General features: G+C 72.7%; 17 protein-coding genes. 9 read left to right on the forward strand and 8 right to left on the reverse strand.

The window, feature by feature from the left end:
* Positions 1-82: 82 nt before the first annotated feature.
* From F8279_RS23680 to F8279_RS23690, 3 genes are all read left to right on the forward strand, one after another.
* Positions 83-892: an SDR family oxidoreductase gene (locus tag F8279_RS23680; RefSeq protein ID WP_151501110.1), complete on the forward strand. Its 810-nt coding sequence runs from the start codon at positions 83-85 to the stop codon at positions 890-892.
* Positions 893-1,045: 153 nt separating this feature from the next.
* Positions 1,046-1,585: an orotate phosphoribosyltransferase gene (gene pyrE / locus F8279_RS23685; RefSeq protein WP_091413808.1), complete on the forward strand. Its 540-nt coding sequence runs from the start codon at positions 1,046-1,048 to the stop codon at positions 1,583-1,585.
* Positions 1,586-1,642: 57 nt separating this feature from the next.
* The gene (locus F8279_RS23690) at positions 1,643-2,020 is read left to right on the forward strand and encodes a helix-turn-helix transcriptional regulator (RefSeq protein WP_007454255.1); all 378 of its coding nucleotides are present in this window, start codon (positions 1,643-1,645) and stop codon (positions 2,018-2,020) included.
* Positions 2,021-2,193: 173 nt separating this feature from the next.
* Here the strand turns inward: F8279_RS23690 and F8279_RS23695 are convergent, their stop codons facing one another.
* The 4 genes from F8279_RS23695 to F8279_RS23710 form a co-directional block, all read right to left on the reverse strand.
* Positions 2,194-3,033, reverse strand: coding sequence for a DedA family protein (locus tag F8279_RS23695; protein WP_091413810.1), 840 nt, complete (start codon positions 3,031-3,033; stop codon positions 2,194-2,196).
* Between the two features lie 23 nt (positions 3,034-3,056).
* Positions 3,057-5,573 carry a polynucleotide kinase-phosphatase gene (locus F8279_RS23700; RefSeq protein ID WP_151501111.1) on the reverse strand — a complete coding sequence of 839 codons (2,517 nt, stop codon included), beginning with the start codon at positions 5,571-5,573 and terminating at the stop codon, positions 3,057-3,059.
* Positions 5,570-7,057 carry a 3' terminal RNA ribose 2'-O-methyltransferase Hen1 gene (locus F8279_RS23705; RefSeq protein WP_151501112.1) on the reverse strand — a complete coding sequence of 496 codons (1,488 nt, stop codon included), beginning with the start codon at positions 7,055-7,057 and terminating at the stop codon, positions 5,570-5,572. The genes F8279_RS23700 and F8279_RS23705 overlap by 4 nt, the downstream gene beginning before the upstream one ends.
* 219 nt (positions 7,058-7,276) lie before the next feature.
* Positions 7,277-8,851 (reverse strand): LPXTG cell wall anchor domain-containing protein, encoded by a 1,575-nt coding sequence (locus tag F8279_RS23710; RefSeq protein ID WP_151501113.1) that lies wholly within the window; start codon positions 8,849-8,851, stop codon positions 7,277-7,279.
* A gap of 165 nt (positions 8,852-9,016) precedes the next feature.
* Between F8279_RS23710 and F8279_RS23715 the strand changes: the two genes are divergently transcribed.
* A complete protein-coding gene (locus F8279_RS23715) occupies positions 9,017-9,499 on the forward strand; it encodes a SigE family RNA polymerase sigma factor (RefSeq protein ID WP_091414070.1) in 483 nt (160 codons plus the stop codon).
* A complete protein-coding gene (locus F8279_RS23720) occupies positions 9,499-10,548 on the forward strand; it encodes an LCP family protein (RefSeq protein ID WP_151501114.1) in 1,050 nt (349 codons plus the stop codon). Before F8279_RS23715 ends, F8279_RS23720 begins: the two co-directional genes overlap by 1 nt.
* A gap of 12 nt (positions 10,549-10,560) precedes the next feature.
* Here F8279_RS23720 and F8279_RS23725 read toward each other — a convergent pair whose 3' ends face one another.
* Positions 10,561-10,773 (reverse strand): hypothetical protein, encoded by a 213-nt coding sequence (locus F8279_RS23725; RefSeq protein ID WP_091414081.1) that lies wholly within the window; start codon positions 10,771-10,773, stop codon positions 10,561-10,563.
* A gap of 138 nt (positions 10,774-10,911) precedes the next feature.
* Between F8279_RS23725 and F8279_RS23730 the strand changes: the two genes are divergently transcribed.
* Together F8279_RS23730 and fbaA are read left to right on the forward strand one after the other, a co-directional pair.
* On the forward strand, positions 10,912-11,295 hold the full coding sequence (locus F8279_RS23730) for a phage holin family protein (RefSeq protein WP_073826809.1): 384 nt from the start codon (positions 10,912-10,914) through the stop codon (positions 11,293-11,295).
* 162 nt (positions 11,296-11,457) lie between these two features.
* A complete protein-coding gene (gene fbaA / locus F8279_RS23735; RefSeq protein ID WP_091414083.1) occupies positions 11,458-12,480 on the forward strand; it encodes a class II fructose-bisphosphate aldolase in 1,023 nt (340 codons plus the stop codon).
* A gap of 55 nt (positions 12,481-12,535) precedes the next feature.
* On the opposite strand, the gene F8279_RS23740 is transcribed toward fbaA, so the two are convergent.
* Complete coding sequence (locus tag F8279_RS23740; RefSeq protein ID WP_192580756.1) at positions 12,536-13,750, reverse strand: LOG family protein; 1,215 nt, start codon at positions 13,748-13,750, stop codon at positions 12,536-12,538.
* Positions 13,751-14,011: 261 nt separating this feature from the next.
* Here F8279_RS23740 and F8279_RS23745 point away from each other — a divergent pair, with 261 nt between their 5' ends.
* Positions 14,012-14,440: a DUF3151 domain-containing protein gene (locus tag F8279_RS23745; protein WP_091414087.1), complete on the forward strand. Its 429-nt coding sequence runs from the start codon at positions 14,012-14,014 to the stop codon at positions 14,438-14,440.
* Positions 14,441-14,488: 48 nt separating this feature from the next.
* On the opposite strand, the gene F8279_RS23750 is transcribed toward F8279_RS23745, so the two are convergent.
* Both F8279_RS23750 and F8279_RS23755 read right to left on the reverse strand, forming a co-directional pair.
* Entirely contained in the window at positions 14,489-16,501 is a 2,013-nt protein-coding gene (locus F8279_RS23750) for a chromosome partitioning protein (RefSeq protein ID WP_151501116.1), read from the reverse strand.
* Positions 16,502-16,575: 74 nt separating this feature from the next.
* On the reverse strand, positions 16,576-17,574 hold the full coding sequence (locus F8279_RS23755) for a diacylglycerol kinase family protein (protein WP_091414092.1): 999 nt from the start codon (positions 17,572-17,574) through the stop codon (positions 16,576-16,578).
* 121 nt (positions 17,575-17,695) lie between these two features.
* Here F8279_RS23755 and F8279_RS23760 point away from each other — a divergent pair.
* Positions 17,696-18,973 (forward strand): adenylosuccinate synthase (locus F8279_RS23760; RefSeq protein ID WP_151501117.1); only part of this gene is annotated, 1,278 nt, incomplete at its 3' end.

Below are 18,973 nucleotides of genomic sequence, written 5' to 3' on the forward strand. Positions count from 1 at the left end.
CGTACGAGCGGCCCGCGCCGCCCCCGTCCGCACCGCCCGCGACGCCGCCGGGTGGGTTCCCGCCACCTCCCGAGGACCGCCGATGACAGGTGACACCGACCCCTCCCGGCGCCGTGCCCTGGTCACCGGCGCCAGCCTGGGCATCGGGGAGGCGTTCGCCCGCCGGCTCGCCGCCGACGGCTGGGACCTCGTCCTGGTGGCCCGGGACGCCGCCCGGCTCGACGCGCTGGCGGCCGAGCTGACCGGCCGTCATGGTGGCGACGCCGAGACGATCGCGGCGGATCTGTCCACGGAGGACGGCTGCGCGGCGGTCGAACGACGGCTGACCACCGGTACGCCGATCGAGCTGCTCGTCAACAACGCCGGCATCAGCCTGAACACGTCGTTCGTCCGCTCGTCGGTGGCGGACGAGGCGCGGCTGGTCCGCCTCAACGTGCTCGCGGTGCTGCGTCTGACCCACGCCGCCCTCGGTCCGATGACCGCGCGAGGCCGTGGGGCAGTGATAAATGTCTCTTCCGTTGCCGGCTTCGGTGTCCCCATGCCGGGATCCACGTACTCGGCCAGCAAGGCGTGGGTGACGAATTTCAGTGAATCGATCGGCCAGTCCGTCGCGCCGCTCGGCGTACGCGTGATGGCGCTCTGCCCCGGCTACACCCGAACCGGAAATCACGAACGCGCGGGCATCGACATGTCGCGACTGCCCGCCTGGGCCTGGCTGCGAGCCGACGATGTGGTCGCTGAAGGGCTGCTTGACCTGCATAAAGGTAAGTTCGTGAGTGTCCCGGACTGGAAGTACAAGGTGGCGGTGGCCGGGCTGCGGTATGCGCCGAAGCGCCTGCTACGCGGTTTCCGGCGGGACACCCGGGGTGCGGTCGGCCGGCAGCGCGGCTGACCGGCGGCGGCCCGTACCGGGCCGGTTCGGCGGCCGGCCGGGATGGACGGTCGCACAGCGTAGCCGCTCATCGCCACCCGCCGGTCGCCCGCAGGGTTGACCAGGGCAGACCCGAAGCACGGCGCTCAGACTTGCGAAGTACGCTCTTGGGCCATGGGCGACCACGACGACCTGCGCAAATTCATCACTGACCTAGCTGTGGTGCATGGCCGGGTGGTGCTCTCGTCGGGCCGCGAGGCGGACTGGTACGTGGATCTGCGTCGCGTCACGCTCCATCACGAGGCGGCTCCGTTGATCGGCCGGGTCATGCGTGACCTCACCGCCGACTGGGCGTACGACGCGGTCGGCGGGCTGACCCTGGGCGCCGATCCGGTGGCCGCCGCCATGCTGCACGCCTCGGCGGGCACGGGCCGTGCGGTCGACGCCTTCGTGGTGCGCAAGGAGGGCAAGGCCCACGGTCTCCAGCGCCGGATCGAGGGGCCGGACGTCTCCGGGCGGCGGGTGCTCGCGGTCGAGGACACCTCCACCACCGGTGGAAGTGTTTTGACGGCGGTCGAGGCATTGCGTGAGGCAGGGGCCGAGGTGGTGGGTGTGGCGGTTATTGTTGATCGAGGTGCCGGCGACACGGTGCGAGCCGCCGGATTGCCCTATCGGGCGGCCTATACGTTGGCTGACCTCGGCCTTGTGGCGTAAAAGTTTGCCGATTCGGATCTGCTGATATGCAGGCGGATCGATGCTGCTGGTGGAAGGATGGAATACGTGGGAACTGCGTTGGCTGAAATGACCATGCCTCAGATCTCGCCGCTTGCCGGCGAGCCGATCGAACGCGCCGACGCCGAGCGGCTTGCGGGGGTCCTCAAGGCCCTCGCTGACCCCGCTCGGCTGCGGCTGCTCAGCCTGATCCAGTCGGCTCCCGAGGGGGAGGCGTGCGTGTGTGACCTCACCGCGCCGCTCGGCCTCTCGCAGCCGACGGTCAGCCACCACCTGCGAATCCTCACCGAGGCCGGCTTGCTGGAGCGGGAGAAGCGCGGGGTCTGGGCGTACTACCGGCTGGTGCCGTCCGCGATCGCCACGATCGCGGATCTGCTCACCCCGCCGCGGAAGCGGGCCACTAAGAAGGCTCGCTGAAACCTTTCGGGCCGGCCCTACCGAGGGTCGTCCCGACCGGGTGACCGGTGGCGTGCGAGGGGTGGCGCCATCAGCGCACGGTGACGGCTGCCGTCGTCCGTGTGACCCGGCTGGAGCAGTCATGTCGAAGGCCGGTCCTCGCCCGAGGGCCGGCCTTCGGCGTCCGTACGCGCTCAGCGGCGGTGCTGCCCGCCGTCTCCGTGCCCGGGCCGGTGCTCCTCGATGCCCTCCCGGGCCGCCTCCACCGTGCCGGCCACCGTCGCCGCGGTGATGACGGCGACCGCCTCGCCGCGCTTGCGCGCCCGCCGGTCGCGGAGGAACTCGAAGAAGATCGGCAGCACCGAGATCACGATGATCAGCGCGACCACCGGCAGGATGTACCTGTCGATCTTGTCGCCGATGGCGTCGTAGATCTGGCGGGCCAGCAGGTAGCCGATCAGCAGGATGCCGTCCACCCAGAGGACCGCGCCCACCACGTTCCACACGAAGAACTGGCGGGCCGACATGCCGAGCACCCCGGCCACCGGGTTGAGGAACGTCCGCACGATCGGGATGAACCGGGCCAGCACCACGGCCTTCGCCGGGCCGAACTTCTGGAAGTAGTACTCCGCCTTCTCCACGTACTCCCGCTTGAACAGCCGGGAGTTGGGCTTCTCGAACATGCGCCGGCCGTACCGGGCGCCGAGCCAGTGCCCGAGCTGGGCGCCGACGATGGCGCAGAGCGGACCGCCGATCATCAGCCCGGCCAGGGACAGGCGGGTGCCGTCGCCGAAGATGGCGTCGGCCACCGGGGAGGCGGCCACCCCGGCCAGGAACAGCAGCGAGTCGCCAGGGAAGAAGAAGCCGACGAGCAGGCCGGTCTCGGCGAAGAGGATCACCCAGACACCGATCATGCCGAAGGTGTGGATGAGGTCCTTCGGATCGAGCGGGTTCAGCGCCACGCTCTCGGAGAACATCCGGGTCTTCTCTGCTGTGTCCACGGCCACACAGGGTACCCCGGCCCGGTCCGGCATTTCGGCCGGACCGGGCGTCGTCGTCAGAGGCGGGGGTCGACCGGCTCGGACTCGCAGGCGAGGATCGCGAACACCAGCTCGTGGCGGCGCCAGAGCGGGGCGTCCTCGGCCAGCGCGTCCAGGGCGGCCAGGCCCAGGCCGTGCTCCCGCAGGGCGAGCCCGCGCTTGCGTCCCAGCGAACGGCGGCGCAACGCGGCGAGCTGCGCCGCCCCGGTGTACCCGGGACCGTAGATGATCCGCAGGTACTCCCGCCCCCGGCACTTGATTCCCGGCTGGAGCAGCGTGCCCTTCGGTGAACGGGCGGCCAGGCCCGCGTACGGCTTGACCACCATGCCCTCGCCGCCGGCCGCGGTGAGCGCCAGCCACCAGTCGGTGGCGTCGCCCACCGCCGACTCGTCGGCCAGGTCCACCACCCGCCGCCGGGTCGGGGTGAAGAACTCCGGGTCGGCGGCGCAGAGCCGGTCGGCCAGCGCCAGGTGCCAGCCGTGGTCGCGGTCGGCGTAGCTCACCCCGGCCCCGGCCAGCACCGCGAACGGCGCCAGCGTCACCCCGCGCAGCCCGTCGGTCGGCCGGACGTACGCCCGGTAGGCCGCCGAGTAGGCGGTGACCTCGGCGGCCCGCCCGGCCATCCGGTCGCGCAGCGCATCCACCGGCAGGCCGCGTCCGGCGGCGGTGTCCAGCGCGGCGAGCACCGCCGGCAGCGCGGCCCGCCCGGCCGCGCCGACGCCGGCGTACTGCTCGCGGATCAACCCGCCCGCCTTCGCCGACCAGGGCAGCAGCTCGGCGTCGAGCAGCAGCCAGTCGGTGTTCAGCTCGGCCCAGAGGCCGGCGGTGGTGACCGCGGCGCGCACCCGGGCCAGCAGCTCGTCGTCGAGCGGCGGGCCGAAGAACGGCCTGCCGGTACGGGTGTGCACCACGCCGCCGCCGAAACGGCCCGGCTCCCGCTCCACGAGCACCACTGCCCGCGAGCCCATGTGCTTTTCCTCGCAGACGACCCGGTCGACGCCGGCCGCGCGGTAGTCGGCGAACGCCTCGGCCGGGTGCTCCAGGAACCCGTCCACTGTCGACGTCGAGCAGGGCGCCATGGTCGGCGGCAGCCACACCAGCCGGCCCGGGTCGACCGCGAAGCGGCTCATCACCTCCAGCGCGGCGGCGGCGTTCTCGGCCGGCACGGTCAGTGACCCGTACGCGTGGGTGAGGTGCCGCCGCCCGGTCACGTCGGCCAGGTCCAGCACGGTTTCCGGCCGCGCCGGCGCGACCGGTACCAGCGGGCGGGCCGGGGCGTACCACTCCTTCACCGCCGGGACGGCCACCAGGTCCTTCTCCGGGTAGCGCAGCGCGGTGAGCTGCCCGCCGAACACGCAACCGGTGTCCAGGCAGATGGTGTTGTTCACCCACTCCGGCTCGGGCGTCGGCGTGTGCCCGTACACGACCATCGCCGAACCCCGGTAGTCCCGCGCCCACGGGTAGCGCACCGGCAGGCCGTACTCGTCGGTCTCGCCGGTGGTCTCGCCGTAGAGCGCGAACGACCGCACCCGGCCGGACGCCCGCCCCTGGTACGCCTCCTTCAGGCCGGCGTGCGCCACCACGAGCCGGCCGCCGTCGAGCACGTAGTGGCTGACCAGGCCGTCGATGAACGTCTCCACCCCGGCGACGAACTCCGGCGGCTCGGCGGCGAGCTGCTCCATCGTCTCGGCCAGGCCGTGGGTCAGCCGGACGTCCCGGCCGCGCAGCTTGCGCAGCAGCTTCTGCTCGTGGTTACCCGGCACGCAGATCGCGTGGCCGGCCGCCACCATGCCCATCACCAGGCGGAGCACGCCCGGCGAGTCCGGGCCGCGGTCCACCAGGTCACCCACGAAGACCGCGGTACGCCCCGACGGGTGCGCCGCGTCCACCGGGCGGCCCGCGTCGTCGTGGCGCAGCACGTAGCCGAGCCGGGACAGCAGCGCCTCCAGCTCGGTACGGCAGCCGTGCACGTCCCCGATCACGTCGAACGGGCCGGTCAGCTCCCGCCGGTCGTTGAACAGCTTCTCGTAGCGGATCTCCGCGGCGTCGATCTCCTCCACCCCGCGCAGCACGTGCACCTTGCGGAAGCCCTCGCGGGCCAGCCGCCCGTACGACTGCCGCAGGTCGCGGCGCATCCGGTTGAGCACCTGCCGGCCGTGGGTGCGGTCGGCGCGCGCCTCCGTACGCTCCCAGGCCACCGCCTCCGGCACGTCCAGCACGATCGCCACCGGCAGCACGTCGTGCTCCCGGGCCACCCGGATCAGCCCGGCGCGGGCGTGCGGCTGGAGGTTAGTCGCGTCGACCACCGTCAGCAGTCCCCGCCGCAGCCGGATGGCGGCGACGTGGTGCAGCGCGTCGAACGCGTCGGCGGACGCGGACTGGTCGTTCTCGTCGTCGGCCACCAGGCCGCGGAACGTGTCCGAGGAGAGCACCTGGCTGGGCGCGAAGTGCCGCCGGGCGAACGTGGACTTGCCGGAGCCGGAGACGCCGACGAGCGCCACCAGTGCCAGCTCGGGGATGTCCAGGACGGTCATCGGTTCGTCGCCTCCTTCCGGTCGTTGCTGTCGTTCCGGTTGCGCCGGTCGGCGCGTTCGTCGCGGTCGGCGCGGGTGAGCACCGCCATCTGGGTCGGCGTCCCCACCTCCGGGTCGTCGTCTCCGACACCGCCGAGCACCGCCGTGTAGCCGTGCGCCGCCGCCACCCGCTCCACCCAGGCGGCGAACTCGGCCCGGGTCCACTCGAACCGGTGGTCCGCGTGCCGGAACCGGTCCGGCTCGAGCCCCTCGTAGCGCACGTTGTACTCGACGTTCGGGGTGGTCACCACCACCGTGCCGGGCCGGGCGTGACCGAACACCGCGTCCTCCAGCGCCGGCAGGCGCGGCGGGTCGAGGTGCTCGACGACCTCCATCAGCACCGCCGCGTCGTACCCCCGGAGCCGGTCGTCCCGGTAGGTCAGCGCGGACTGCCACAGCCGGATCCGGTCCCGCTGCCGCTCCGGCAGCCGGTCCAGGCGCAGCCGCCGGGCGGCCAGGCCGAGCGACCGGTCCGACACGTCGACGCCCACCACCTCGGTGAACCGCCGGTCGGCGACGAGCGCGGTGAGCAGCGCGCCGCCACCGCAACCCAGGTCCAGCACCCGGCTCGCGCCGCTGTCCCGCAGCGCGGCGAGCACCGCCTCCCGCCGCCGCACGGCCAGCGAAGCCCGGCGGACGTCGTCCACCGCCGCGGCTTCTCCGGTGGCGGGCTCGATGCTGTCGTCGGCGGCCGGCTCGTCGGCCAGCCGCAACTCGGTCAGCCGGGCCATCGCCTCGCCCGCGAGCGCGCGGCGGTGCGCCAGGTAGCGGCGCGTGATCAGGGCCCGCTCCGGATGACCGGCCAGCCAGCCGGCACCGGCGCGCAGCAGCTTGTCCACCTCGTCCGGCGCCACCCAGTAGTGCTTGGCGTCGTCGAGCACCGGCAGCAGCACGTACAGGTGGTTGAGGGCGTCCGCGAGCCGCAGCGTGCCGGTCAGCGTCAGGTCGACGTAGCGGCTGTCACCCCACTCCGGGAACGTCTCGTCGAGCGGGATCGGGGCGGCCGTCACGGTCCAGCCCAGCGGCGCGAAGATCCGTACCGCCAGCTCGGCGCCGCCCCGGCAGCGCAGCACCGGCACCCGTACGGCCAGCGGGATCGCGCTCGCGGCCAGCTCGGGACGGTCACGCGACTCGCCCCGCAGGGCGGAGCGGAACACCTTCGCCAGCGCCGACGAGAGCAGGCTCGACGCCGCGTACGGGCGGTCGTTGACGTACTGCCCGAGCGCGAAGCCCTCCGGCGCCCGGTTCTTCCGGCCGCCGCCCAGCTTGAGCGGATCGACCTCGACCAGCAGCGCAGCGGTGCAGCGCGTCTCGTCCGCCTCGGGGTAGAACACATGCGCGGCGCCGGCGGGCAGGTCGAAGCTCTGCACGCGGTCCGGATGCTTCACCAGGAGGTGGCCGAGGTCGGTCGCCGGGCGGTGGGTCGTGGTGAGGGTCAGCAGCACTTGTCGATGATCTCGCTTTGTTCTGGTTTCTGTCGTGGGGGTTTCCGGGGGAGCCCGGCCCGCTCCGGGCGGTCAGGCTTGATCCCTGCGCGGGCCGGGCTCCCCCGGAAACCTGACGTGGTCCCGGTCGTGTCGACCTGTGCTGCCTGTTGGTTCGGCTTCTATGTGGCGGTGCCCCGCCGACCGTTTGGGTCGACGGGGCACCTGGGGTGCTTCGGGTCAGGCTACGAAGCGGGTCTTGCGACGACGGGTCAGCACGTAGCCGACCGCGCCGGCGGCGAGCAGCAGCGCGCCGACGCCGGCGATCAGGCCGGTCGAGGAACCGGTGATCGGCAGCGTGCCGCCGTCACCGCCGCCCTGGCCACCGTCGCCGCCACCCGCAGCCGCGTTGACGACGACCTTGGCGGTGTCGTTGGCCGGCTTCAGGTCACGGTAGAAGCCACCGTCGCACTCGCACGGCACGTTGATCTTCACGAGGCCGGTGTCGTTGGCGATCACCTTGTCGATCTTCAGGCCGAAGTCGAGCGTGACGGTCTCGCCGGCCTTCAGCAGCGAGCCGAAGTAGCAGCGGTAGTGACGCCCACCCGGCTGGCCGGGCTCACCCCACTCGTCGCCCTTGACCGGGAAGCAGTTCTCCGGGACGGCCGTCGTGGTGGTGCCCTTCGGCACGTCGAAGGTCAGGTAGGTGACCGAGCTGCCGGAACGGCTGTAGTCGAGGGTGGCCGGGCCGTTGTTGCGCAGACCGATGGCCGCTTTGACCGTCGCGCCGGCCTTGCCGGTCACGGCGGCGCCGAGCGCCTCCAGGTCGGTGCTGTTGTTGCCGGTGACCTTCACCTCGAGGTACGTGCCGTTGTTCTCCGGCCGGGGGTCGGCCTGGAAGCCCCGCGCCGTGGCCTTGCCGGCGACCTCGGCCAGCGTCAGCTTGCCGTCGGTGCCCGGTTCGCCGATGGTCACGTCGTAGTTGTCGAGGTAGCCCTCGAAGTCCTCGAACTCGTTCGGCGTCATCCAGATGATCTCGCCGTACTTGGAGCCGGGCGCCATGCTGTCCGCGCCGAGCGCGTACGGCAGGGTCGCGCCGAACGTACCGCCGGCGGGAAGCTCCTCGTCGAACCGGCAGGTGCGCAGCTCGTCGCCGACGTACGTGCAGTTGCTGTAGTGCTTGGTGGAGTTCAGGCCGTAGTCGTTGTAGAAGATGACGGCGGCGCCCTTGGCGGTGGTCTCGCCGACGTTCGTCACCTTCAGCGGCGCGGTGAAGCTCTTGCCGGGGGCGGCAGAAACCTTGGTCTCCGGGCCGGCCGCCAGGTCGACGCCCTCACCGACGCGCACCTTGGCCTCGTGCGAGACGCCGTCGAAGCCGTTCGCCGACAGCGTCACCTTGATCGTGCCGGTGTCGCCGTCCGCGGCCTTGTCGGTGGCCTTGATCTGCACCGGGAGGAGCCCGCCATGGCCCCACTCGTCGACCTCCACCTCCCACGGCGACGTGCACACGAGCACGTTCGCGGAGGGCGAGGTGCAGTCGGCGGAGGTGTCCTCATCCTTGTCGACAGTCACCTTGCCGGCGAGGCCGGTGAAGTCGTAGCGGACGGTGAGGTCGTGCAGCACGACCGGGGCCGAGCTGTGGACCGTGCTGGACTCGATCTTGCCGTCCGAATCGGTGGCGATCGTCGTGTCGCCGAAGTAGACGCCGAGCTTGATCTCGGAATCCGCGGCGAAGCCGGGGGTGGCGGAGGCGGCGACGAACGCGCCTGCGACGCCCAACCCGGCGAGCCAGCGCCGGGTGGAGTTGCTGAGCATGTGGGGGTCCTCCCGTGGGGTGATCAGGTGGAGCCCACGGAGCTTAAAGATTCCTTAAAGGATCGCGTTGTCCCACATCATGAATATTGACCGAACGGATGATCGGCGCCACCGCAATGTTCCGGCTGCCCGGGACCGTCCATCAATCGGACACCGGGAGGTGCAGTGACGTACGAGGAGTTCGCCGACGCGCGGTTGGGCGCCCTGCTGCGGTACGCGGTCATGCTGACCGGGGATCCGCACCAGGCCCAGGACCTGGTGCAGGAGACCATGGTCCGGGTCCAGCTCAACTGGCGGCGGGTGGCCCGTACCGACGCCCCGGAGCGGTACGTGCGCCGGATGCTCACCAACCAGTTCATCGACTGGCGGCGCGGATCGTGGGCGCGGCGGGTGCTGCTACGCGGCGAGGCGGACCAGTCGGTGCCCGCGCCGACCGACCACGCCCAGTCCGCCGTGGACCGGGACCAGATCCGGTCCTGGCTGTCCCGGCTGCCCCGGCGGCAGCGCGCCGCCCTGGTGCTGCGCTACTACGAGGACCTGCCGGACGGGGAGATCGCCGAAATCCTCGGCTGCGCCGTGGGCACCGTCCGGTCCAGCATCTCGCGCGCGCTGGCCACCCTCCGAGCCGAACTCGTGGAGGTCTGCTGATGATCGAGGACGAGCTGCGGGCCGCGTTCGCCCGCATCGAGGAGTCGACCCCGCCCGTCGGCCCGCTCCGGGTCGCCGTCGACCGGGCGGTGATCAGTCGCCGTCGGCGCCGCCGGCGCGTACGCCTGGCCGGCACGGCGCTGGCGGTCGCGGCCGTCGCGCTCGTCGGTTTCACAGCGATGGCGCCCCGGCCGCCGGCGCCGACGGCGGCACCCGCGCTTCCCACGCCGGTGCCGGAGGCCGCCGGCGCGCTGAACCTGCTGCTGGTCGGCGTCGACCAGTCGGCCGGCAGCCGGCGCGCCGACTCGGTCCTGCTGGTGCACCTGCCGGCCGACCGGAGCCGGCTCTACCTCGTGTCGCTCCCGCGTGACCTGCTGGTGCCGTCGCAGGGCGGGACGGAGAAGCTCAACGCGACGTTCTCCCGGGCCGCCGGTTCGGGCACCGACCTGGCCGCCGGCTACCGGACGACCCGCGAGGCGGTCGCCCGGCTGACCGGGGTCCGCGTCGACGCCGGCGCGGTGCTCACGTACCCGGGAGCACGTGAGCTGACGGACGCGGTCGGCGGTGTGCCGGTCTGCCTGCCCGCGCCGGTGCGCTCGGTGCACACCGAGCGGCGTTTCCCGGCTGGATGCCAGCGGCTGAACGGCGCGGCGGCGGTGGACCTGCTGCGGCAGCGGTACGGCCTGCGCGACGGCGGGCTGGACCGGGACCGCAACGCGGCGCGTTACGCCGCCGGCCTGCTCCGCCAACTGCGGGAGCAGGGGACGGTGACCGACCCGGCACAGCTCGGCCGGCTGCTGCTGCGGGTCGGACCGGCCGTCACGGCGGACACCGGCGACCTGTCGCTGCCGGCGCTGGTGGCCGCGAGCGGCCGCGCTGCCGCCGCCGAGCCGGTCGGGCTCAGCTTTCCGGTGGACTTCGACGACTGGACAGGTCGCGGATTCGAGCCGGATCCGACGCTCGCCCCGGGTTTCCTGGACGCGTTGCGCGCGGATCGGCTGGCCCAGTGGGTCGCCGCCCACCCGGACCGGGTCACCGCCCTGCGGTGACCGGGTGCCGGCTCAGCGGTAGTCGTCCTCGTCGGCGGTGACGACGCGGGCCTGCTCCATGGCGTCCCAGTCGTCGACCTCCATGCCCCGGTGCGGCTCGCCGTCGGTGTCGTCCGGGGTCACAGTGGTGGCCTGCTCGACCGCGTCGGCCGGCTCGGCCTCCAGATCCCGCTCCTCCGGGGCGAGGTGGTCACTGGGGGCGAAGTCCTCGTCGGGCTGACCCATCGTCCCTCCCTGTTCTCCGTGCGGGCATCGTCCCCACCACCGTACGGGCTGCTCCGGGCCACCGCTGGGTGGCGGGCGGAACGGCGGAGTCGGCGATTGTCCCGCTCCCGGCGCGCGGCCGGTGCCAGGATGGGAGGCATGGGCTTCCTGATCCGACTGGCGATCACCGCGGTCGCGTTGTGGATCGCGACGCTGATCGTGCCCGGAGTGGAGGTGAGCGGCCGTAACACCGGCAACAACGTGCTCACCCTGATCGTGGTGGCACTGGTCTTCGGTGTGGTCAACGCGGTGCTCAAGCCGCTCATCAAGGTGTTCGGCTGCGTGTTCTACCTGCTCACACTCGGTCTGTTCGCGCTCGTGGTGAACGCTCTGCTGTTCCTGCTGACCGACTGGATCGCCGGCGTGCTGAAGCTCCCGTTCCACGTGGACGGCTTCTGGGCCGCCTTCTGGGGCGCCATCGTGGTCGCGGTGGTGAGCTGGCTGATCAGCGTCGTCGTACCGGACCGGCTGGAGAATCGGTGAGCGGCGTCCGGGCCGGTTGTGCCCCGCTCACGCTCCTGCGGGATACTGCCCGCGGTGGACAGCGCGGTCCGGCGCACCCGTGGACGTGAGCGACCGGAACGGTCGCGCCCATGGAAGACAGCGGCCTGCACGGCCGAGAGCGGTAAGTAAGGAGCGTTCGACATGCCCATCGCTTCCCCCGAGGCTTACGCGGAGATGCTGGACCGGGCCAAGGCCGGCCGGTACGCGTACCCCGCGATCAACGTGACCTCCTCGCAGACGCTGAACGCGGCGCTCAAGGGCTTCGCCGATGCGGAGAGCGACGGCATCATCCAGGTCTCCACGGGTGGCGCGGAGTACCTGTCCGGCCCGTCCGTGAAGGACATGGTGACCGGCGCGGTGGCGTTCGCCGCGTACGCGCACGAGGTCGCCAAGAAGTACCCGGTCAACATCGCGCTGCACACCGACCACTGCCCGAAGGACAAGCTGGACAAGTTCGTCCGGCCGCTGATGGCCATCTCGCAGGAGCGCGTCAAGGCCGGCCAGGAGCCGCTGTTCCAGTCGCACATGTGGGACGGCTCGGCCGTGCCGGTGGCGGAGAACCTGGAGATCGCCGAGCAGCTGCTCGCCGAGGCCGCCAAGGGCAAGATCGTCCTCGAGATCGAGGTCGGCGTCGTCGGCGGCGAGGAGGACGGCGTCGAGAACGCCATCAACGACAAGCTCTACACCACCGTCGAGGACGGCCTGGCCATGGTCGACGCGCTCGGCCTGGGCGAGAAGGGCCGCTACATGGCGGCGCTGACCTTCGGCAACGTGCACGGCGTCTACAAGCCGGGCAACGTCAAGCTGCGCCCCGAGGTGCTCAAGCAGATCCAGGACGCGGTCGGCGCCAAGTACGGCAAGGAGAAGCCGCTCAGCCTGGTCTTCCACGGCGGCTCCGGCTCGCTGCTGTCGGAGATCCGGGAGGCGCTGGACTACGGCGTGGTGAAGATGAACATCGACACCGACACCCAGTACACCTTCACCCGCCCGGTCGCGGACCACATGCTCCGCAACTACGACGGCGTGCTGAAGGTCGACGGCGAGGTCGGCAACAAGAAGATGTACGACCCGCGCGTCTGGGGCAAGGCCGCCGAGGCCGGCATGGCCGCCCGCGTGGTCGAGGCCTGCGAGCACCTGCGCTCCACCGGCACCACCATGAAGTGACGCCTCGCGCGTGAACGGAAGGCCGGTGCCCGGGCGGGTGCCGGCCTTCCGTGTCTCATCCGGCGGTCAGCACCCGGACGGCGTCGCGGACGTCGTCGATCACGTGGATCGTGTGCGACAGGTCGCCGAACGGGGACGCGGCGAACAGCGGCCGCAGCAGCGACTCCACCGGCAGCTCCGTGGTCCAGTACGCGCGGTCCAGGAAGACGTACGCCCCGCTGGCCCCGTCGGTGCCGTAGAACGTCTTGGTGGCCGCCTGGAACACCTCCTGCACGGTGCCGGCCTTGCCGGGCGCGAACACGATCCCGCCCCGGGCCAGCCGCAGGATCGTGTCCTCCCGGATGGCGTTGGAGAAGTACTTCGCGATCCGGCCCGCGAACAGGTTCGCCGGCTCGTGGCCGTACAGCCAGGTGGGGATGGCCAGCCCGCCGGAACGGGCCCACTCGGTGCCGGGCGCCGACGGGCGGGGCGACGGCAGCGTCGGGCCGTCCGCGTACCGCCTGCGTACCGCCAGCGCCGCCGCCGTGTACCGGTCGTGGTCGGTGAAGTCCGGCGCGACGGCGAGCACGTCGATCGCGGCGGACAACTCCTCGGCCGGCCAGGCCGCGAGGAACGCGCCGAGGTTCGCCGCCTCCATCACGCCCGGACCGCCGCCGGTGACCACCAGGCGGTCGGCCCGCGCCAGCTCCCAGCCCAGCACGGCGGCCATCCGGTACGCGACGCTGCCGCGCGGCACCGCGTGCCCGCCCATCACACCCACCACCGACTGCGGCCCGTGCGCGGCCAGCCACGACCGGGTGGCGTCGGCCAGCGCGTTGTCCACACCGTGGTCGTGCAGTCGCTGACCGAGCGCCTCGCGCACGTCCGGCAGCGCGCCGCCGTGCGCCCGGAAGTGCGCGTACACCCGGGTGTCGTACATCTCGGCGAACCCGCCCTCGACGAACCCGGCGGCCAGTTCGTCGGCGGTGTAGAGGTGCGACGGCTGGGTCGGGTACGGCAGCCCGGAGAACGGCGGGACCACGTTGGCGCCCCGGCGGACCAGGTCCGCGCCCACCTCGCGGCCGGCGAAGCGGCAGCCCACGAAGAGCGTGCCGGTGACGTCGACGCCGCGCAGGTCGGGAACCGGGTCGAGGTCGAGGCGCAGGCCCTGCACGGTCAGGCCGGCCAGGGTTCCCCCGGCCAGCCGCTGCTCGAACGCGGTTCGGGTCTCGATCTCGTTGGCGTGGGGCGCGTGCGGCTCGATGACGTCCGCGGGCGGTGGGGTCGGCACCAGGCCATCCTGCCCCCGCACGGCAAGTGCCGAAACCGGGGCGGGTACGACAGGAGCCCGGCGGGCACGCCGCCGGGCTCCTGCGTAACCGGGTCCTGGGGAGGCTCCGGATCTGTATTTGTAGTGCAAGAACCACGGCGGCGGCATGGGCCGCGGGTACGTGTGCTTTAGCCGCAGGCGTGACGAAACCCTCAGCCGTTCAGCCAGCCGTACGGGCGAGGCCCCTCGCGTACCCGAGGGCGAAGCGGGTTGAATGGGGCGATGCAGAACCTGTTGCCTGAGCCACCGGCCACCCTGCTCCCTACCCACGAGGAGGCCGACGCCGCGCTGGCGGCGGCGGCCGAGCAGGGCACCGACGAGGCGTACGCCGAGGTCGCGGCCCGTTTCCCGACCTACAGCGCGGCCTGGGCCGCGCTGGCCGGCCGCGCGCTCGCCGCGGATCAGGTCGTCACGGCGTACGCGTACGCCCGCACCGGCTACCACCGGGGCCTCGACCAGCTGCGCCGCAGCGGCTGGAAGGGCCACGGCCCGGTGCCCTGGTCGCACAAGCCCAACCGGGGCTTCCTCCGCTGCCTCTACGTGCTGTCCCGCGCGGCGGGGGAGATCGGCGAGGCGGACGAGGCGGCCCGGTGCGCCCAGTTCCTCCGCGACTGCGACCCGGCCGCCGGCGACGCGCTGTCCGGCGACTGACCACTGCCGCGACGGCCGGCCTTCGGGTGGTCGGCCGTCGCGCCCGTCCTACAACCCTTCCGCCACCGACGCGGCGATCTTCAGCCAGGCGTCCCGGGTGGCGGAGGAGAGCTGCCCGTACCGCAGCGGCTCGCCGGTGTCGATGAGCCGCTCGTACGGCGCCAGCAGCACCGCCCGGGTCCGCGCCGCGAAGTGGGCCTGGATCGCGGGCAGGTCGATCTCCTTGCGCGACGGCGGCATCGAGACCACTGTGACCGCCTGCCGGACCAGCCGCTGCCGGCCGCTCTGCTCCAGGTGGTCGAGCATCCGGGCGGCGGTCTCGGCCGAGTCGTTCCGGGCCGACATGGTGACCACGAGCTGATCGGTGGCGTCCATCGCGGCCTGCCAGTTCTGCGCCCGGACGTTGTTCCCGGTGTCCACGAAGATCAGCTTGTAGAACCGGCTGACCACCTCACGGATCTCCGCGAACGCGGCCGCGGTGAGCATCTCGCCACCGGTCGCGGACTCGTCCGAGGCCAGCACGTCGAACATGCCCTCGCCCTGTGAGCGGACGTACTGCGACAGGTCACCCACCCGGCCGTGCGGCCCCTGGAACTGGGCCAGGTCGCGCAGCATGTCCCGCACCGTACGGGCGTGGAAGTCCTGCTGCGCGCGCATGCCGAGGGTGCCCTGGGTCTCGTTGTTGTCCCAGGCCAGCACGTATCCGCCGCGCTTCTGGCCGAACGTCATGGCGAGCAGCAGGATGGCCACCGTCTTGCCGGCGCCGCCCTTCGGGTTGACCACTGTCACCTGGCGCAGGCCGCCGAAGTTGCGGCGGACCATCTCGATGTCGCGCTTCGTCTCCTGCTCGTGCCGCCCCGGCGCGAGCCGGACCAGCCCGATCTTGTTGACCACCGCGCGTACGCCCATGGTGGCCACCGGGTCGACCGGCCGGGCCTGGCGGCGGCGGGCGAAGTCCTCGGCGGTCGGGGGCACCGCCTGCTGCGGCGTCCAGCCCTGCTCCGGGTGAGCCGGAGGCTGATGCGGTGGTGGGGGCGCCACCGGGCCGGACACCGGCGCCTGCGGGGGCATCGGGCCGCCCGGCTGTGGCACGCCGGCCTGGGGCGTCCAGCCGGGCGGCGGGTACCAGCCGGGCTGACCGGGTTGCGGCGGGTACCCGGGCTGGCCGGGCTGCGGCGAATACCCGGGCTGGCCGGGTTGCGGCGGGTACCCGGGCGACGGGTAGCCGGTGCCGTACGCGGACGGCTGCACCGGAACGCCCGGCGACGGCGGGAACGGCCCGAGGCGGGGCGGCGACTCCGGAGCGGGCTCGCCCGGCCCGGCCGGTCCCGTGCCGGATTCCGGCGTCGGCTGGGCCGGCGTCCCGGCGACAGCGGCCCGGCCCGTGGCGGTGCCCTCGGTGGGGAGGGCGTCGGACGGCATGAGCGGCGCCACGGTGGCGCGGCCGGCGACGGTGCTGTCGGCCTCCGCTGCGTCGGACGGCGGAGCCGTGCCGTCGGCGGGGTCCGGCGTGGTGGCGGAGTCCGAGCCGGCCCGCTGCGGCGGCTGAGCCCACGGCGAGGTGGTCCGTCCGTTCCCGGCGCCCTCGCCGGCAGAACCCGAGCCGGCAGAACCCGAGCCGGTGGTACCTGGGCCGGTGGTGCCGTTGGCGGGCGTTGTCGTCGGTGCGGGAGCCGCCTGCGACGTGGACGGGGGCGGGCTCACCGGCGCCGTGGCCGGCGAGCCGGCCGTGGCCGGCACACCAGGCGTCGTCGGCGCGTCGGAGACCACCGGTGAGCCGGACGCCGCCGGTACCGGCTGGGCCGGTGACGGGCCGGCCGTCGCCTGGTCGAGCGTGAACGGCAGGTCCAGATCGACAGCGGGCGCCGGTGGCGCCGGGACGTCCGCCGCCGCGGGTGTGGGAGCGTCGGCCGGCGGAAGCGGCCAGGGCACCGACGCCCACGGCGGGATCGCGGCCGCCGCCGCATCGGTCTCCTCCGGCGGCCAGAGCGGCTCGACGTCCCGCTGCGGCACCTGCGGTCGGCCCGGTACGTGGGCCCGGTCGTCGTTCTCGTGCACCACGGTTCCTCCCCATTCCTTCCGCCGAGGATAGGCGGTCCGGCCAGCGCCGCGAGCCGGGTGGGGATCGACCGAGGTCAGCCCGTCCAGACCGCCCAGGCGCCCGGCTCGGTCCACCAGGAGCGCTTGCGGCTCAGCTCGCCCTCGACGCCGTCGTCGAGGAAGGGCACCTTCTCGTCGCGGGGCACCACCGCCACCGCGCGGCCCCGCGCCCGGCGCACCTCCAGCCGGACCTTCTTCCGGCCCAACGCCGACCGGGTCACCACTGGTACGGCGACGCCCACCGTCACCCGCCCGTCGGCCGGATCCGGGCCGCCCAGCAGGTCCACCTCGCCCAGGCGCGCGTACCCGCCCGCGTTGCCGATCGCGCACGCGGTGATCGGCTCGGAGCCGTCGCTGAGCACCGTGCCGTCGACCTCGACCCGGGCCCGCCAGTGCAGCGGTCGGCCGGCGTCGTCGGCGGCGCCGAGCAGCGCTCCGTCGAGCGTCACCGAGCCGCCGTCGTTGCGCAGCAGGTCCAGCCGCCGGGCGGTGCCGTCCAGCACCGCGGCGGCCACACCCGCCGGATCCCGGGGCAGCCCGAGCTGTGCCGCCAGGTCCCGCGCCGTCCCGGATCGGGCCGGATCGAGCGGGAGCACGCCGACCGGGGGCAGGTCGGGCACCGTACGGCTGTCGGCCAGGTCCGCGGGGCGGCGACTCGGCGGCGGAGCGTACCGGCGGACCAGCCGGCGCAGGACGGCGCGCAACTGACCGTCACTCGCCGTGGCGACGATCAGCCGGGTCTTGCCGTCGGAATCCGGCCAGGTGAGGCCGTCGGCGCGCGGCGGACCGTCGAGGCGGGCCAGCACCTCGTCGATCTCGGAGTCCGACCGGGCGGTCACGGTGGTCACCCGGGCACCCCGGGCGGTCAGCTCGTCCGCGCAGGCCAGCACCGGTACGCGCGGCGTCTCGCAGCGCTCCTCGCCGGTCTCGGAGCCGGTGTCGTCCGCGCCGCCGCAGCAGGCGCCGCCGCTGCCGCAGCCACCACCGGGAGCGTCCCGCTCCGAGCCGAGGGTGAGCAGCACCACGTCGTACACGAAGGAGCCTCCTGCTTTCCGACCAACCCCTGCTGGTCCCGCCGTCACTACTTGTTAGCCTGACACCCCGGGCTCGCTGACCGGTCGCCACCTGGCACCCGAGCCTTCTGGAGGCGAGAAGATGCCAGCGATCGTGCTGCTCGGCGCCCAGTGGGGCGACGAGGGCAAGGGCAAGGTTACCGACCTGCTGGGTGAGCGGGTCGACTACGTCGTGCGCTACTCCGGCGGCAACAACGCAGGCCACACGGTGATCACGCCGGACGGCCAGAAGTACGCGCTGCACCTCATGCCGTCCGGGGCGCTGTCACCGAGCGCGATGATCGTGATCGGTAACGGTGTGGTGGTCGACCCGAAGGTGCTGCTCCAGGAGATCGACGGGCTCGCCGAGCGTGGCGTGGACGTGTCTCGCCTGCGCATCTCCGGCGACGCGCACCTGATCATGCCGCACCACCGGGCGCTGGACCGGGTGGTCGAGCGCTACCTGGGCAGCTCCCGCATCGGCACCACCGGCCGGGGCATCGGCCCCGCGTACGGCGACAAGGTCGCCCGGATGGGCATCCGCCTGCAGGACCTGCTCGACCCGGGCATCCTGCGCAAGAAGCTGGAGCTGGCGCTCCGCGAGAAGAACCAGCTGCTGTTCAAGATCTACAACCGCAAGGCGATCGACGTCGAGGAGACCGTCGAGGAGTACCTCCAGTACGCCGAGCGGCTGCGCCCGTACATCGCCGAGACCCGGGTGATGCTCTGGGACGCGCTCGACCGCGGCGAGACCGTGCTGCTGGAGGGCGCCCAGGCCACCATGCTCGACATGGACCACGGCACCTACCCGTTCGTCACGTCGTCGAACCCGACGGCCGGCGGGGCGTGCGTGGGTGCCGGCATCCCGCCGACCGCGATCACCAAGGTCATCGCGGTGAGCAAGGCGTACACGACGCGGGTGGGCTCCGGCCCGTTCCCGACCGAGCTGTTCGACGACAACGGGCAGCACCTGCGCAAGGTCGGCCACGAGTACGGCACCACCACCGGCCGGGAGCGCCGCTGCGGCTGGTTCGACGCCGTGGTGGCCCGGTACGCGTGCCGCCTCAACGGCGTCACCGACCTGGTGGTCACCAAGCTGGACGTGCTGACCGGCCTGCCCAAGGTGCCGATCTGCGTCGGGTACGAGATCAACGGTGAGCGCTTCGACGACATGCCGATGACGCAGACGGACTTCCACCACGCCACGCCGATCTACGAAGAGCTCGACGGCTGGTGGGAGGACATCACCAAGGCGCGGACCGAGGACGAGCTCCCGGAGAACGCGAGGCGCTACATCGCCCGTATCGAGGAGCTGACCGGCACCCGGGTGAGCGTGGTAGGCGTAGGCCCAGGCCGAGAAGAAAACGTCCTCCGCCACCCC

The organism is Micromonospora sp. AMSO1212t, from assembly GCF_008868145.1.
GTDB lineage: Bacteria > Actinomycetota > Actinomycetes > Mycobacteriales > Micromonosporaceae > Micromonospora > Micromonospora tulbaghiae.

Bases quoted from the DNA above. Each gene is read 5' to 3' on its own strand.
- F8279_RS23680 (WP_151501110.1), top strand. From the start codon at position 83: ATGACAGGTGACACCGACCCCTCCCGGCGCCGTGCCCTGGTCACCGGC.
- pyrE (WP_091413808.1), top strand. From the start codon at position 1,046: ATGGGCGACCACGACGACCTGCGCAAATTCATCACTGACCTAGCTGTG.
- F8279_RS23690 (WP_007454255.1), top strand. From the start codon at position 1,643: ATGGAATACGTGGGAACTGCGTTGGCTGAAATGACCATGCCTCAGATC.
- F8279_RS23695 (WP_091413810.1), bottom strand. From the start codon at position 3,033: ATGCCGGACCGGGCCGGGGTACCCTGTGTGGCCGTGGACACAGCAGAG.
- F8279_RS23700 (WP_151501111.1), bottom strand. From the start codon at position 5,573: ATGACCGTCCTGGACATCCCCGAGCTGGCACTGGTGGCGCTCGTCGGC.
- F8279_RS23710 (WP_151501113.1), bottom strand. From the start codon at position 8,851: ATGCTCAGCAACTCCACCCGGCGCTGGCTCGCCGGGTTGGGCGTCGCA.
- F8279_RS23720 (WP_151501114.1), top strand. From the start codon at position 9,499: ATGATCGAGGACGAGCTGCGGGCCGCGTTCGCCCGCATCGAGGAGTCG.
- F8279_RS23725 (WP_091414081.1), bottom strand. From the start codon at position 10,773: ATGGGTCAGCCCGACGAGGACTTCGCCCCCAGTGACCACCTCGCCCCG.
- F8279_RS23730 (WP_073826809.1), top strand. From the start codon at position 10,912: ATGGGCTTCCTGATCCGACTGGCGATCACCGCGGTCGCGTTGTGGATC.
- fbaA (WP_091414083.1), top strand. From the start codon at position 11,458: ATGCCCATCGCTTCCCCCGAGGCTTACGCGGAGATGCTGGACCGGGCC.
- F8279_RS23745 (WP_091414087.1), top strand. From the start codon at position 14,012: ATGCAGAACCTGTTGCCTGAGCCACCGGCCACCCTGCTCCCTACCCAC.